Raw genomic sequence first — 14,064 nt, forward strand, 5'->3', positions numbered from 1 at the left:
ACCCTACCGGGGCTACGCGAGCCTCGGCTCAGCTCCCCAGCCCCCAGCTCCTCTGCGCCTCAGCTCGCTCAGGCGTGCGCGGAACCGCGCGGCGGCCCGTCAGCGCCGGGCCGCGCCGACCCAGCCCATCGAGTACACCCAGGCGAGCAGGATCCGCAGCCGGGTGCCGAGCACCAGGCGGAGCGCGGCGGCCCGCATCAGGGACAGCCGACGCCCGACGGGACGCCCGAGCGCGGTGTTCAGCCCGGCGATCGCGCCGGCCGTCCGTGCCCGCCGCATGATCCTGCGCTCGATGCGTCCCCAGTCCGCGTCGCGCGAGAGGTCCGGCGCCTGATCCGTCGCGATCGCGCCTCGCACCAGCGGCGCGATGTCGAGCGCGTCGAGCCAGCCGAGCGTCATCCCCTGCCCGCCGATCGGGGAGATCTCGTGGGCGGCGTCGCCGATCACCACGCACCGTCGCGTGCACAGACGCGCCGCGAACCGCTGGGCGACCGTGAACGCACTGATCATCGTGGCCGTGTCCGGGTCCGGGGCTTCGCCCAGCCGCCTCTGCAGGAGATCGGCGAGGCGGTGCGCGGAGGAGGGCGGGCCTGCACCGGTGGGTCCGGTGTGCACCACCCAGCGCCGGCGAGCATCCGGCATCGGGAACGACTCCACGACCCCGTCGGCCTCCAGATGAATACGTGCCTCGCGGGGACGACGGCCGGCCGCGCGGGCGCCCGTGCTCGGCGTCTCCTCGGCGAAGTCCCCCATGAGGTAGGTGTCCGGCAGCACGCGGCCGCGCATCGCGATCCCGAGGCTCGCGCGCGTCCCGGAGCGTGCACCGTCCGCGACCACGAGCAGCCGCGCCCGCCATCGCAGAAGTGGAGACGAGCCGTGCGGGGCGGCGCCGTCCTGCTCCGCCGTCCGCCGCGCGGTCACCTCCACACCCCCGGCGGTCTCGAGGACCTCCGTGACCTGCCACCCCCGCCGGAGGGCGGTGGGGGAGAGCGCCGAGAGTCTCCGGGAGAGCATCTCCTCCGTGCGGCTCTGGGGGAGGGAGAGCACGAACCGATTCGGCGTGCGACGCGCGGCGAAGCGCACCTGACCCAGGTGCCGGCCCCGTGACAGCGCAGCTCCCGAGCGCAGCGGCACACCGCCGGCGACGGCCTCCCGGTCGAGCCCGAGCACTCGCAGCGCGCCCAGCGCCGGAGGATGCAGGCCGATCGCGCGCGAATGCCGGGACGGGACGCGGCGCTTCTCGAGCACCACCACGTCGAGGCCCCGCCCGGCCAGCAGCGAGGCGAGGAAGAGACCCGTCGGCCCTCCCCCGACGACCAGCACCTCGCAGGATCCCTGCCCCGCGCTCCGACCCGGCACATCGGTCATGGGGACGGGGCCGTCCCCGCGGCGAGGGTGACCAGCAAGCGGAACGGCCTCTGCGAGGAGACCTGCCAGGGCGGGGGGAGGCGCTGCGCCAGCTCGGGCGCGGTGAAGCTGCGACGGATCGAGGTCAGGCCGTCCTCACGGATGAAGGTGCGCGGGAAGAGCGGCCAGGTGGCGGCGGAGAACAGCGCGTAGGCGAGCCGTGCGCGCCGGATGTCGCTGTGCACGCAGGCGCGGCGGGCGAGAGCACGGGACTGCTCGAGCACGGCGTCGAGCTCCGCGTCTCCCAGGTGATGCAGCAGATGGTTGGAGACGACGAGGTCGAAGCGTCGGCCCTCGTCCACCAGGTCACCGGTCCGTGCTCGGCGGAACCGGACCCCCGCGACCGGGGGCCGGCTGCGTGCCCACGCGAACGCGCGAGGGTCAGGATCGATGCCGGTGACTCGGAGGTCATGGCCATCGCGGCGCGCCCACCTGGCCAGGGCCCGGCTGAGGTCCCCACCGCCGCAGCCCACGTCCAGCAGCGTCGTCGGCCCGTCGCGGCGCAGGTGCGGGCGCAGGAGGCGGGCGTACGTGGTGCGCCACCCGGCGACCATCGCGTTCACGGCACGGAAGGCGGCATAGGTGCGGGCCAGCCGATCCGGGTCGCAGCGCGGGTCGTCCATCCGCTCGGTGACGGTGGTGTCGCGGGCGGTCAGCGCAGGAAGGATCACGGCTGCTCGGCTCCCGCCCCGCGTCCGGCCCCGGAGCCGACGGCGGCCGACGCCCCGGCGGCGGAGCTCGCGGCCTCCGAGCTCCCGGCGGCGGAGCCGATGACGGTGAGCAGCGCCGTCTCCACCGTGAGCCCGGGCCCGAACGCCATCGAGCACACAGCCTCCTGCGCCCCCGGCGTCGCGGCGCGGAGGATCTTCTGCAGCACGAACATCACCGTCGCGCTGGACATGTTCCCGAAGTCGCGCAGCGTCTCCCGGGCGGGGACCAGCTGCGCCGGATCCAGTGCCAGCTTGGCCTCGACCTTGTCGAGGATGCTGCGCCCGCCGGGATGGATCGCCCAGTGCGGGATCTCCCGGAAGGGCAGGTCCGCGAGCGCCGGCTCGTGGGCGAGCAGCGGCTCGAGCGCACCGGTGATGTGCTCGTCGATGATGTGCGGGACGTACGTGCCGAGCACCATCTCGAAGCCGTTGTCCCCGATGTTCCAGGCCATCGCCTCCTCGCCCACCGGCGTCAGCACCGTCTCGAAGTGGTCCAGCCGCAGCAGCGGGGTGCTCGCGGGGAGGTCCCTCCCGGTGACGACGGCGGCCGCGGCGCCATCGGCGAAGAGGGAGGAGCCGACGATGGTGTCGGGGTCGTTCGAGGTGCGCACGTGCAGCGTGCACAGCTCGACCGAGGCGACGATCACCACCGCATCCGGATCGGCGCGGCAGATGGTCTGCGCCTGCCGCAGCGCGGGCAGGGCCGCGTAGCAGCCCATGAACCCCAGGTGGCAGCGCTGCACGGAGGGGGCGAGGTCGAGATCGCGCACGATGCGGTAGTCCGGGCCGGGGGCGAAGAAGCCCGTGCAGGAGACCGTGATGACATGGGTGACGTCGGCCGGCCCGATCCCCTCGGCCGCCGCGAGCGCCTCCCGCGCGACCTGCGTGTACAGCCGGGTCGCCGCCCGCTCGAACACGCGGTTGCGCACGCCGGTGGTGGGGTTCAGGAACCGGCCGGTGCCGGCCTCGAAGAAGACGGGCTCGCCGTGGTCGGGCGGGCCCTCCCACTCGGCGAGCGCGCTGAAGCGGCGCTCGATGCCGGAGGAGTCGAAGGCGGTGGAGACCAGCCGCTTCCCGAGGCGGCTGAGATCGGGCTGCGCGGCGAGGACGTCGCGGACGGCGTCCTGGTGCAGCTCGGTGGCGGGGACGGCGGTCTCGAGCGAGCGAAGTGTGACGGTCATGGCTGCTCCTTTTCGGATGCGGCGCGGCCCGACGGGAAAGGCGCGACGGGCCCGTCCGGGATCGCCCCGTCGCGCCGATCCCGGCCCGACCGGGGTCCATGGACCCGCGGACGATGCGCTGGGAGGCACGTCCTGCCCGCCAACCTACGCGGGTGCGAGGCGATCGGCCATGGCGTCGACCGGTCGTCCTGTCGCTTCGCGAAGCAGGTCAGAGAGCGGCCATCGCCCCGCGCAGAGCCGCCACGGCGTGCCGGAGCTCGATCCGCTCCTGCTCCAGCCGCTCGCCGGAGGCGCGTCGCCGGACCGGCGGCGAGGGTGAGGGCGCCCGCCCCGGTGGCCTCCCAGCGCACGGGCAGCAGCTGGGTGCCGAGCTGGGCCCAGCGCCGCTCCTCCCAGAGCACGTGCTCCCGCGGCGCCGAGCCGGTGCTCCGCCAGGACTCGATCCACGCGGCGTCCGGGCGTGGCCTCAGCGGCCCAGCAGCCGGGCGAAGAAGCCCTTCGTCGGGGCGACCTCGGTGTGGCCGGGGCAGCGCTCAGCCGTCGGCACGCCGGCCAGGGCCTGCTCGATGTGCTGGCCGCAGCCGGCCCAGGTGGTCTTGCCGCAGGTGCGGCAGGTGACGGCGCGGCACATCTCAGGCGCTCCTTCGGTCGGCGGCGGGCGCTGGGTGCGGGGCCTGCTCGGGATGCTCCGCCCGCCACTGCGCCCAGGCGGCGTAGCTGCCGTCGAGCTCGACGACCTCGTGGCCGGCGCGGCGCAGGGCGGAGGCGGCGACGGTGTTGCGCAGCCCGGACTGGCAGAAGGTCACCAGCGGGCCCGCGCCCTCGCCGGGCAGCTCGCCCTGACGGAACAGCACCTTCCCGGCCGAGAGCTGCTGCGCGCCGGGGACGGTGCCGGCGGCGTGCTCGGTGCGGGTGCGGACGTCCAGCAGTCGCGGCGCCGTCCCCTCGCTGCGCTGCTGCTCGAGCTCGGCCGGGGAGATGACGGGCGGCACCGTCTGCGGCAGACCCTCCAGCGAGGGGATGAAGCCGGTCAGGGCGTCGACGCCGACGCGCACGAAGTGATCCCCGTACTCGGCGGCCGACGCGGCGTCCTCGGCGAGGACCACGAGCTCGGCGCTGTCGGTGTCCGGGTCGAAGGCCCAGGCGATGTGGCCGGCGGCCTTGCCGAGCGCGGGGATGTTCAGCGCCCCCGGCACGGTGCCGGCATGCACCTGGTCCACCGGGCGGGTGTCGATCAGCGCGAGCGTGCCGTCCTCGAGGCCGCGCTGCAGCTCCTCGGCGCCCACCTCCCGCGGCGTGATGCGCTCGCCGAGCAGGGCCGGGCCCTCCTGGTTCTGGCGCTTCATCCGGGCGAAGTAGGCGTGCGCATCGGGCTGGCCGTCCAGCAGCTCGTCGAGGAAGCCCTGCTCGTCGTCGTTCTTCAGGTACGGGCCCCACCAGGCGAAGTGCCGCTCGTAGCCCACCGTGGTGGAGGGCAGCGCGCCGATCGCCTTCCCGCAGGCGGAGCCGGAGCCGTGGCCGGGGAGCACCTGCACGTGATCGGGCAGGGCGAGGAACACCTCCTTCAGGGAGGCGAACAGCTGCTTCGCGCCGGTGAAGCGGGTGTCCTGCATGCCCACGGCCTCGTCGAGCAGGTCGGGCCGGCCCAGGTCCCCGGAGAACACGAAGTCGCCGGAGAGGAGGTAGCCGGGCTCGTCGGCGAAGGCGCCGTCGGTGATGAGATAGCTCAGATGCTCGGGGGTGTGGCCCGGGGTGTGCCGGGCGGTGACGGTGATCCGGCCCAGCGTGAGCGTCTCGTGGTCGTGCAGGCGCTCGGCCTCGAAGCCGTACTGCCAGTCCTCCCCGCCGGTGCCGGGCACGTAGGCGGTGGCGCCGGTGGCGGCGGCCAGCTCGCGGGTGCCGGAGAGGAAATCGGCATGCAGGTGCGTCTCGGCGACCGCGGCGATCGTGAGGCCGTGCTGCGCGGCGAGGTCGAGGTACTGCTGGATGTCGCGGCGCGGATCGACCACGAGCGCCTCGCCGCTGCTCTGGCAGGCGATCAGGTAGCTGGTCTGGGAGAGGTCGGGGTCGTGGACACGTTCGAGGAGCACGGTTCCTCCTGGCGCTCGGGGCGCTGCATCGGGTGCGGACGGGGCGAGCCTACGCGGTACCCCCCGGGGTATGCAAGACACCCCTGGGGGTATACGGTGGGTGCGGACATCCGCCCGATCCCTGCCGAGGAGGCCTCGTGGAGCTCGACGCCGCCAGTGTGACCGCCGTCATCCACCGACTCAAGCGCGCCCAGGGGCAGCTCGCCGCGGTGACCCGCATGCTCGAGGAGGGCGAGGACTGCAAGGCCGTGGTCACGCAGCTCTCGGCCGTCTCCAAGGCGCTGGACCGCGCCGGCTTCGCGATCATCGCCAGCGGGATGGAGAAGTGCCTGGCCGGGGAGGACGGCGCGATGGACCGCAAGGCTCTCGAGAAGCTGTTCCTCACGCTCGCCTGAACGAGACCGCCGCGCGGGGGCTCGTCGGTCCGGCGGAGAGGACGACGCTGCGGAGAGACAGGCGGGAAGACGCACGAGGTGCACAAGAGCGCTTTCGAGAACCCTTCGAGAAGCCCTCCGTCGGGCGCACCGGAAGCCCGCCGCCTCCGCACCCATGGACCGCCCCGCCCCGCAGTGGGAGACTTCCCGTGAGCCGCCCGGCGCGCGCGCCGGGCGCTCCGCAGGTCGCCGAGAGCACGGGAGGCACCGCCCATGTCGATCCCCGAGACCATGAGCGCCGTGCAGCTGCACGGCCACGGAGGCCTGGACCAGCTGGTCCACTCCGGCCACGTCCCCACCCCGGTCCCTGCGGCCGGCGAGGTGCTGATCGACGTGCACGCCTGCGGGATGAACAACACCGACATCTGGGTGCGGGAGGGCGCGTACGGGTCCGACACCGACCCGGCCGCGGTCTCGTCCTGGCGTCGCGGCCGCTCCACCCTCACCTTCCCCCGCACCCAGGGCGCGGACATCGTCGGCCGCATCGCCGCCGTCGGCCCCGGGGTCGACGGCTCACGGATCGGGCAGCGGGTGATCGTGGACTTCAGCCTCTACCACCGCCCGGTGGGCGACGATTCGCTCGCGGACATCGACTACATCGGGCACGGCCGGGACGGCGGCTACGCCGAATACGTCGCCGTGCCCGCCGAGAACGCCCACCGGATCACCACCGACCTCTCCGACGCGGAGCTGGCGACGTTCTGCTGCGCCTATCTCACCGCCGAGCAGATGCTGGACCGGGCACGGCTCGCCGCGGGGGAGAATGCGCTGGTCACCGGGGCCTCCGGCGGCGTCGGCTCCGCGCTGCTGCAGCTGGCGCGGGTGCGCGGCGCGATCCCGTACGCGGTCACCAGCGCCGGCAAGGAGGCGGCGCTGCGGGAGATCGGCGCGGAGGGCGTGGTGCTGCGCGACGAGGAGGACCTCGTCGCCGCCGTCCAGGGCACGGTCGGCGGGGAGGTGGACGTGGTCGCGGACCTGGTCGCAGGGCCCCTGTTCAACGACCTGCTGCGGATCCTGCGCCCCGAGGGACGCTATGTCACCGCCGGCGCGATCGGCGGGCCGGTGGTGCAGCTCGACCTGCGCACCGCCTATCTCAAGCAGCTCGAGCTGCACGGCTCCTCCCAGGGCACCCGCACCGCCTTCGCGAGGCTCCTGACCTACATCGAGGCCGGTCGGATCCGGCCCCTGCTGGAGCGCACCTTCCGCCTCTCGGCGCTGCACGACGCCCAGCGCGCCTTCCTCGCCAAGCAGTTCATCGGGAAGCTCGTCGTGGTCCCGGACCGGCACTGGGACGAGCACGGAGCGCCCCATGCGCCGTGAACGGGAGCTCGAGCTGATCGATGCGCAGGCCGGCGGGGACGTGAGCCGCGTGGTCACCTCCGGGATCACGGCGCTGCCGGGCCGGACGGTGCTCCAGAAGGCCCGCCACCTGCAGGCCGAGGGGGACGCGCTGCGCCGTCTGCTGCTCTCCGAGCCCTACGGCGACCCGGCCATGTCCGTGGACCTGCTGGTGGAGCCCGGCCATCCCGAGGCCCAGGCCGGCTACATCATCATGGAGGCGATGGGCTACCCGATGTACTCCGGCTCCAACACGATCTGCGCGGCGACCGTGCTGCTCGAGGCCGGGGTGATCGAGATGGTCGAGGGGACGCAGCAGGTGGTGCTGGAGTCCCCGGCGGGCCTGGCACGGATCACCGCCCGCAACGCCGACGGACGGGTCGAGTCGATCACCACCCGCGGCGAGCCCGCCTATGTCGCCGAGCGCGATGTGCGGATCGACGTGCCGGAGCTGGGCGAGGTCCGCTGCGACCTGGTCTACAGCGGCGCCCACTACGCGATGATCGACGCCGCCGAGCACGGCTTCGCGCTGACCGCCGAGGAGCAGATCGCGCTGACCGCCTTCGGCGATGCCTTCGTGCGCGCGGCCCGGCCCGGGCTGCGCCAGGAGCATCCCTCCCTGGGGGACGTGGGACCGCTCCCGTTCGTGCACTTCATGGGGCCGGTGCGCACGCTCGAGGACGGCACCGTCGAGTCCCGCTCGGCGACCTACGTGCATCCCGGGGTGCTCTGCCGCAGCCCTACGGGGACCGGCACCTCCGCCCGCCTGGCCCTCCTGGCCGCCCGCGGCGAGGCCGGCCCCGGCTTCGCGCTCGAGACCATCTCCCCGCGCGGGAACCGATTCCGCGGCGCGCTGCTGGCCCGGACGCGCGTGGGCGGCTTCCCGGCCTGGGACACCTCCACCACCGGCTCCGCCCGGCTGCTGGCGAGGTCACGGCTGACCGTGGACCTCGATGATCCGCTGGTGGAGGGGGAGGGGCTGGCAGCTCTGCTGGAGCGGTGAGGGGTGCACGGCGCCGGCCCGGTCGAGGGCCGTCACGGACAGCGGAGACCGTCGGGGCATGACCGGCGCGACGCGGCCTGTGATGTCACCGTCCCTGCGCCTCGTCCTGCGCCCGGAGGATCCGGGCCCGGGCTGCGCCGATCAGCAGCCCCGGATTGGCCAGGGCGACGCCGGTGTAGCGGTGGGGGAGCGCTGCGGCCTCGGCCAGGGGGCGGGCTCGCTGGGCCGGGTCGCTGCGGAGGCCGAAGGCCTGCTTGAGGTCCTTGCCGCGCAGGGGAGCGGGGGCGTGGCCCATGATGTCGTTGCCGCGGGCGATGAGCGAGACGAGCGCCGCAGCCGTGTTGCGGGGGCTCGCCTTCCGGCGCAGCACCGCGTCGTCGAGCTGCGCGATGCGCACCAGCAGGCGCCGGCAGGCGGTCAGCACCTCCTCGGCGTCGATCTCCCGGGGCGTCAGCGCGAGCAGCGCCGCCACCCCCTCCACCAGGTGGCCGTCGATCTCGGCGGCCAGATCCCGCAGACCCTCGGCGATCGTCTCCACCGCCAGCTCCTCGGCCGGCAGCGGCTCGGCGTCCAGCTCGTCGAGCTCTGTGGAGCCGCCGACGCGCAGGGCGAGGTCCGCCATGCGCAGCGAGGTCGAGTCCTCGAGATCGGCAGAGATCTCGAGGGCGAGGTCGACCTGCTCCTCCAGGCGCAGCGCCCGCGTGCGCGGGTCGGCGCGGAGCTGCGGGAACTGCGCGAGCAGCGGGGCGAGGGTGCGCTGCGTCTGCGCGATCTGGGAGGCACCGGCTCCATCGCGCTCGAGCGACCAGGCGACCAGCGGCGGCACGACGGCGGGGACCTCCGCCGCGAGCTCGTCCGCGAGGACGGGGCTGACGGGCAGCACATCGGTGAGCAGCCACGCGGTGGTCTCCACGTCCCAGGCCAGCGGATCGCCGAGCGTCGCATCGAGGATCACCATCAGGGCGGAGACCAGGTCCTGCACCATCTCGCGATGGGGCAGCGCGGCGGCGTGCTCGGAGGCCGTGAACTCCTCGACCAGATCGGTGCCGTCCTCGAGGATCCACGGCGGGCGCTCGGGGGCCGCTGCGGCGTCGGCGTGCGCGGGCAGACCGGCCTCGTCGTATCCCATGCCGCCCTCCGGCATGCGGCTCACGACGAACTCCACGAAGGGGCGCAGCATCGGCCACTGCTCGAAGTCGCCGGACTGCGCGACGTCCGCCGGGGTCGCCGCGAGGGCGTCGGTGAAGCGGGCGCAGGCATCGGCGGGGGCTACGGTCTCGAGCACCTCATCGAGCACCATGCCCTCCCGCGCCATGAGCTCGCGGTACTTCTCGAGGATCTGCTCCAACGGCTCCGGGACCACGAACGCGTCCTTGACATAGGGCGCGGGGGACCACTGGACATAGGCGACGAGCACGGCGCGCACGCCGCGCGGGAGGACCAGCTCGGCCATCAGGTTCTCCCCGGCCTCGTCACCGAGGGCCGCGGTCTCGGTGACCTGCGCCTCGGCCAGTCCGGTGATCTGCGGCGGCATCGGCTGGCGGCGGGCGGTCAGCCCCAGGCGTGCCCGGGAGCGGAGCTCCTCGTCGGGACCCATCGCGGCGACCATGTGCAGCAGCGCGGTGGTCTCGGCGACGTCGACCTCGAGGAAGGTGTCCAGCTGGTCCACGCCCTCGGGAAGCGCGACGGACAGGTCGGAGGGGTCGGCGATGATGGTGACCAGCGGCGCCGCGACCACCCAGAACGCGGTCGGGTCATCGGAGCGCAGCGCCGGGCGGAGCATCCTCATCAGGGGAGTCTCCGCGAGCGGCTCCGCGGCGGGACCGGGGCGGGCGCCATGGTGAGCGCGGCGCTGGGCGCGCTGGCGGGCGGCACCCTGTCCGAGCGGGCTGCGGTCACGGCGTCGTCGGCTCATGGGGGTATTCCATCAGGCGGCGGCCGACGGGGCGAACCCCGGAAGAAGACCACCGCCGATCGCGCCCTGCCCCGCGGCCCGTGCGTGCCGAATACCGACCTGCCGCGACCGCACGCCGCTACGCGGTGGGCTCGTCGCAGTCCCCGTGGAGGAGATCCGGATCCCGGGCGATGTGCACAAGGGCCGAGGCGAGACCCGCGACATCCTCACCCTCGACCAGGCCTGCCAGCGATTCGGCGTCCTGCGGCAGCCCGGCCGCCCGGGCGCCCCTCAGCACCAGGTCGTCGGCGAAGGGGCGGACCGCGGGCCAGACCTGCTGGACCTCGCGCAGGAAGATGCTCGCACCGGTGGGGCCGATGCCGTCGAAGGCCTGCAGCAGATCCGCGATGCGGCGGGAGTCGCCCTCCGCCTCGTCCCGCAATCTCCGGAGGTCACCCTTCCAACGGTCCAGGAGCAGCGCGGCGGCATCATCGAGGCGGGTCGCGGTGCTCTCGTCGTAGCGTCGGTAGCCGCCGCGCCCGAGGGCATCGACCCGCTCCTGCCACGTGCTCTCGCGCAGGTGCTCGGGGGTGCGCCAGCCGGCGGAGAACAGTTCACGGGCCGTCGCGACGGCGATGTCTGAGCTGATGCGCGTCGACAGCAGCAGGCTCAGCACGAGCAGCTGCCACAGGGGTGCCGGCTTGTCCCGCAGCGTGATCGCCGCGTCGGCCGCGAACGTGCGGCCGTGCGTCGTCAGGAGTCGATGTGCGAGGTCCCGCTGTCCGGTCATGGGGAGGAGTCTAGGGAGGGGCCCGGAACGCCGACGTGAGTCGCAGCTTGTTCAACCGACGCCCATGTTCAGTGTTCTGGAACGCACGGCGTGATCTGAACGCCGAAGCCGGCGAGACAGCGGGCCCCGACGCAGCTCACGCCGACGTTTCCAGCTGCTCCGCCACCAGCTGCGGGAGCTCCTCGATCGAGTCCGGCTCCACGACGGTCACGCCCTCACCGTCGGGGGCGGCCATGCGCCACCGGATGATGTCTTCGTGCTCTCCCTTCCACAGGATGATCGCCCCGCCGCGTCCGGTGGGGATCGTGAGCATGGGATTCGCGTCGTCGACCTCGATGCGGTCCTCGAGCTCGGGATGCGCCTCGATGAGCAGCTGGTGGACGCGGTCGCGCTCGAGGAGGCGCTCGACGCCGTCGGTCAGGTCGCGTGTGGGGAACATGATGCCTGCCTTCGGTAGGGCGGCCACGCCCTGTGCGTGGCCAGGTCACCGATCAGTGTGCCCAGGGGCACCGACAGAGCGCACTGCCTGCGAGCAGGATGTGGACGGCGGCTTCGAGGTGAGCGCTCGGGGATTCTCGGGCGGACGACGGTTCCGAACGGTGCAGCAGCACCTCGTCCCTCGCCGCGTCGGAGCCCGGGCCGGTGGTGCCGTGAGTCGTGGCGAGGTGGAGGCACGACGCTTCCTGAGAGCAACAGCTGCCGAGCGCCCTCGGGGAGTACCGTTCACCGGCGCTCGACAGCGCTCAGTTCGTCGACTTGTTGGGCACGAGATAGTGCGGCGGCCGACTCAGAATCCGACCGTCACAACACTACCCGAGACTTGTCCCAGTCCATACGGGCGCTCGGCCACCGTGCTCGTCAGCCCTGCCCAGCCGTGCCCGCGACCCACCGCGCACGCAGCCCCGCGTAGTGGCGGTCCCACAGGCTGACGAGATCGAGCTTGGGGTCGAGCAGCCACTGCAGCTCGATCCCGTCCATGAGGGCTGTGTACCCGTGGACCTCCATCTCGAGCTCTTCGTCGGTGAACGCGCCGATCTCGCCGCGATCCCGTGCGATGCACAGCTGCTCGGTGAGCTGTTCCCGGTACCTCGTCGCGCGACGCTCCATGAAGGAGCGTGCAGGGTGCGCTGGGTCGCTCGCCTCGGTCTTGACGGTCAGCAGGAGCTCGACCAGTCGCCGGTTCTCGACGTTCCGTCGCACCAGTGCGCCCGAGCGGTCGAAATAGGCCAGGCCCTCGTGGTCACCGAAGATCTCCACGCCGTTGCGCGCGTCCGAGGTCGCCAAGACCTCGGTGAGCAGCTCCTCCTTCGAGCTGAAGTGGCGCAGCAACGCGGCGGGGGAGACCCCGACCTCGTCGGCGATCTGGCGCAATGTGCCGCCGATGAACCCGTGCTGGGCGAACACCCCGGTCGCAGCCTCGAGGATCTCGTGTCGAGTCCGGATCCCGTTCCGATACGGGCCGCGACGCACAGTGCGGGTGGGGGTGGTCTCTGTCGTCATCACCCCATTCTGGCCCCCTTGGTGGTCCGCGGCCCTCGTCGAGGTCACGAAAAGTTAACGAAGCATTGCATTTGAACCGTGAACGTGGGATAACTTTTCCACGTCCTGATACGACGCCGTCCGTCCTACAACGAAGTAAGGATCCCGCCATGTCTCGACTGACCAGAAGGGCCTTCGGCAGCGCCGTGGTCGCCCTGACCGCCGGAACCGTCCTCGCCTCCTGCGGCGCCAAATCCGGGTCGGACGGGGGTGGCTCGGGCGGCGGTGCCGGCGCAGGCCTTCGGATCGGCAGCACCGTCGTGCCGCAGTCCTGGGATCCCGCGCAGATCGGGGCCGCGAACTATGTGCCCTACGGCCAGGCCGTGTACGACTCGCTGATCCGACGCACTCTCGAGGACGAGTACGTTCCCATGCTCGCGACCGCATGGGAGTTCTCCGACGACAACCTGACCATCACGTTGACGCTCCGAGACGACGTCACCTTCAGCGACGGAGCCGCCCTGGACGCCGAAGCCGTCAAGGCGAACTTCGAGCACTTCGCTCAGGCTGCCGGACCCCTCGGGAATCAGCTCGTCGGCCTCTCGAAGGTCGAGGTGCTCGGCACCCACGAGCTGAGCGCGACTTTCGACGCCCCGATCCCCGATCTCGAGTACAACCTCTCCGACGCCGCCGGTCGCATGGCGAGCCCCGCCTCCCTCGGTGAGGAGAGCCTGAAGACCGTCCCTGTCGGCTCCGGGCCGTACGTGATGGACGAGACGACGTCCGTGCAGGGGTCGACGTACACCCTCAACGCCCGGGAGGACTACTGGGAGCCCGACCTCCAGAAGTTCGACCAGGTCATCTTCTCCATCTACTCCGACGAGACCGGTCTGCTGAACGCGCTCAAGAGCGGCCAGGTCGACGTCGGAAACCTGACCCAGCAGGACAACATCGACAACGCCTCGGCCTCAGGCCTCGAGATCCACAACGCCGCGGTGCCGATCTCGTGGGTCGGGCTCGCGCTCTACGACCGAGACGGCACGATGGTGCCTGAGCTCGCCTCGCCGCTGGTCCGACAGGCGATCGCCCACGCCATCGATTCCGAGGCCATCAACCAGGCCGCGTACAACGGCGCGGGAGTCCCGAACCGCCAGCTCCTGAACCCCTCGTCCGAGGCCTACGACGAGTCGCTGAACAGCATCTACCCCTATGACCCGGAGCGCGCCCGCGAGCTGCTGGCCGAGGCCGGGCACCCGGACGGCTTCACCCTCCCCATGCCTGCCGCGACAGGGCTCCTGGTGCCGGCCGCGCAGACGGGGATCGAGCAGGGCCTCGCCGAGGTCGGCATCACGGTTGACTGGACCACGATCCCCTCTCAGCAGCTGTATTCGGAGATGCAGGCCGGCAAGTACGCCGCTGCGTTCGTGATCTTCGGATCCGTGCCCACCGAGTGGTCCGTCGTGCAGGACTATCTCGCGGAGAACGCGGCGTGGAACCCCTTCAAGACGTCTGATCCGGAGCTCCAGGAGCTCATCGATGCCATCCCCTCCGCCTCCCCGGAGGAGCAGACGGGCCTGTTCGCACAGATCAACGAGTGGGAGGTGGAGAGCGCGTGGTTCATCCCCTGGTATTGGGCCGAGGAGAACTTCGCGCAGGCATCCGACACGGTGACCGTCGAGGTCCAGCCGCGCAACAACGTCCCCTTCGTCTACAACTACGCACCCGCGAGCTGAGCACC

General features: G+C 72.4%; 14 protein-coding genes. 4 read left to right on the forward strand and 10 right to left on the reverse strand.

The window, feature by feature from the left end; all coding sequences use genetic code 11:
- Positions 1–99 precede the first annotated feature (99 nt).
- The 6 genes from D1648_RS03405 to D1648_RS03430 are packed head-to-tail and all read right to left on the reverse strand — an operon-like array spanning position 100 to position 5,388.
- Positions 100–1,368, reverse strand: a complete 1,269-nt coding sequence (locus tag D1648_RS03405; protein WP_122939423.1) for an NAD(P)/FAD-dependent oxidoreductase — start codon at positions 1,366–1,368, stop codon at positions 100–102.
- Positions 1,365–2,078, reverse strand: a complete 714-nt coding sequence (locus tag D1648_RS03410; RefSeq protein ID WP_122939424.1) for a class I SAM-dependent methyltransferase — start codon at positions 2,076–2,078, stop codon at positions 1,365–1,367. Before D1648_RS03410 ends, D1648_RS03405 begins: the two co-directional genes overlap by 4 nt.
- Positions 2,075–3,298, reverse strand: a complete 1,224-nt coding sequence (locus D1648_RS03415) for a type III polyketide synthase (RefSeq protein ID WP_122939425.1) — start codon at positions 3,296–3,298, stop codon at positions 2,075–2,077. The genes D1648_RS03410 and D1648_RS03415 overlap by 4 nt, the downstream gene beginning before the upstream one ends.
- On the reverse strand, positions 3,295–3,828 hold the full coding sequence (locus D1648_RS18480) for a DUF3322 domain-containing protein (protein ID WP_122939426.1): 534 nt from the start codon (positions 3,826–3,828) through the stop codon (positions 3,295–3,297). The genes D1648_RS03415 and D1648_RS18480 overlap by 4 nt, the downstream gene beginning before the upstream one ends.
- Positions 3,765–3,929 (reverse strand): hypothetical protein, encoded by a 165-nt coding sequence (locus tag D1648_RS03425; protein WP_122939427.1) that lies wholly within the window; start codon positions 3,927–3,929, stop codon positions 3,765–3,767. The genes D1648_RS18480 and D1648_RS03425 overlap by 64 nt, the downstream gene beginning before the upstream one ends.
- A 1-nt stretch (position 3,930) precedes the next feature.
- Positions 3,931–5,388, reverse strand: coding sequence for a rhodanese-like domain-containing protein (locus D1648_RS03430; protein ID WP_122939428.1), 1,458 nt, complete (start codon positions 5,386–5,388; stop codon positions 3,931–3,933).
- 137 nt (positions 5,389–5,525) lie between these two features.
- Between D1648_RS03430 and D1648_RS03435 the strand changes: the two genes are divergently transcribed.
- The 3 genes from D1648_RS03435 (at position 5,526) to D1648_RS03445 (ending at position 8,163) form a co-directional block, all read left to right on the forward strand.
- Complete coding sequence (locus tag D1648_RS03435) at positions 5,526–5,783, forward strand: metal-sensitive transcriptional regulator (RefSeq protein WP_122939429.1); 258 nt, start codon at positions 5,526–5,528, stop codon at positions 5,781–5,783.
- A gap of 252 nt (positions 5,784–6,035) precedes the next feature.
- A complete protein-coding gene (locus D1648_RS03440; protein ID WP_164518573.1) occupies positions 6,036–7,142 on the forward strand; it encodes an alcohol dehydrogenase family protein in 1,107 nt (368 codons plus the stop codon).
- The gene (locus tag D1648_RS03445) at positions 7,132–8,163 is read left to right on the forward strand and encodes a proline racemase family protein (protein ID WP_122939430.1); all 1,032 of its coding nucleotides are present in this window, start codon (positions 7,132–7,134) and stop codon (positions 8,161–8,163) included. The genes D1648_RS03440 and D1648_RS03445 overlap by 11 nt, the downstream gene beginning before the upstream one ends.
- An 85-nt stretch (positions 8,164–8,248) precedes the next feature.
- Here the strand turns inward: D1648_RS03445 and D1648_RS03450 are convergent, their stop codons facing one another.
- The 4 genes from D1648_RS03450 to D1648_RS03465 form a co-directional block, all read right to left on the reverse strand.
- Positions 8,249–9,952, reverse strand: coding sequence for a hypothetical protein (locus D1648_RS03450; RefSeq protein ID WP_126281972.1), 1,704 nt, complete (start codon positions 9,950–9,952; stop codon positions 8,249–8,251).
- Positions 9,953–10,196: 244 nt separating this feature from the next.
- The gene (locus tag D1648_RS03455; RefSeq protein ID WP_122939432.1) at positions 10,197–10,847 is read right to left on the reverse strand and encodes an endonuclease; all 651 of its coding nucleotides are present in this window, start codon (positions 10,845–10,847) and stop codon (positions 10,197–10,199) included.
- 136 nt (positions 10,848–10,983) lie between these two features.
- Entirely contained in the window at positions 10,984–11,286 is a 303-nt protein-coding gene (locus D1648_RS03460) for a hypothetical protein (protein WP_122939433.1), read from the reverse strand.
- Between the two features lie 419 nt (positions 11,287–11,705).
- On the reverse strand, positions 11,706–12,347 hold the full coding sequence (locus D1648_RS03465) for a TetR/AcrR family transcriptional regulator (RefSeq protein ID WP_122939434.1): 642 nt from the start codon (positions 12,345–12,347) through the stop codon (positions 11,706–11,708).
- Between the two features lie 149 nt (positions 12,348–12,496).
- Here D1648_RS03465 and D1648_RS03470 point away from each other — a divergent pair, with 149 nt between their 5' ends.
- Positions 12,497–14,059, forward strand: a complete 1,563-nt coding sequence (locus tag D1648_RS03470; RefSeq protein WP_122939435.1) for an ABC transporter substrate-binding protein — start codon at positions 12,497–12,499, stop codon at positions 14,057–14,059.
- Positions 14,060–14,064: the final 5 nt, after the last annotated feature.

Source organism: Brachybacterium sp. EE-P12 (assembly GCF_003711805.1).
In the GTDB taxonomy this organism is placed as follows: domain Bacteria; phylum Actinomycetota; class Actinomycetes; order Actinomycetales; family Dermabacteraceae; genus Brachybacterium.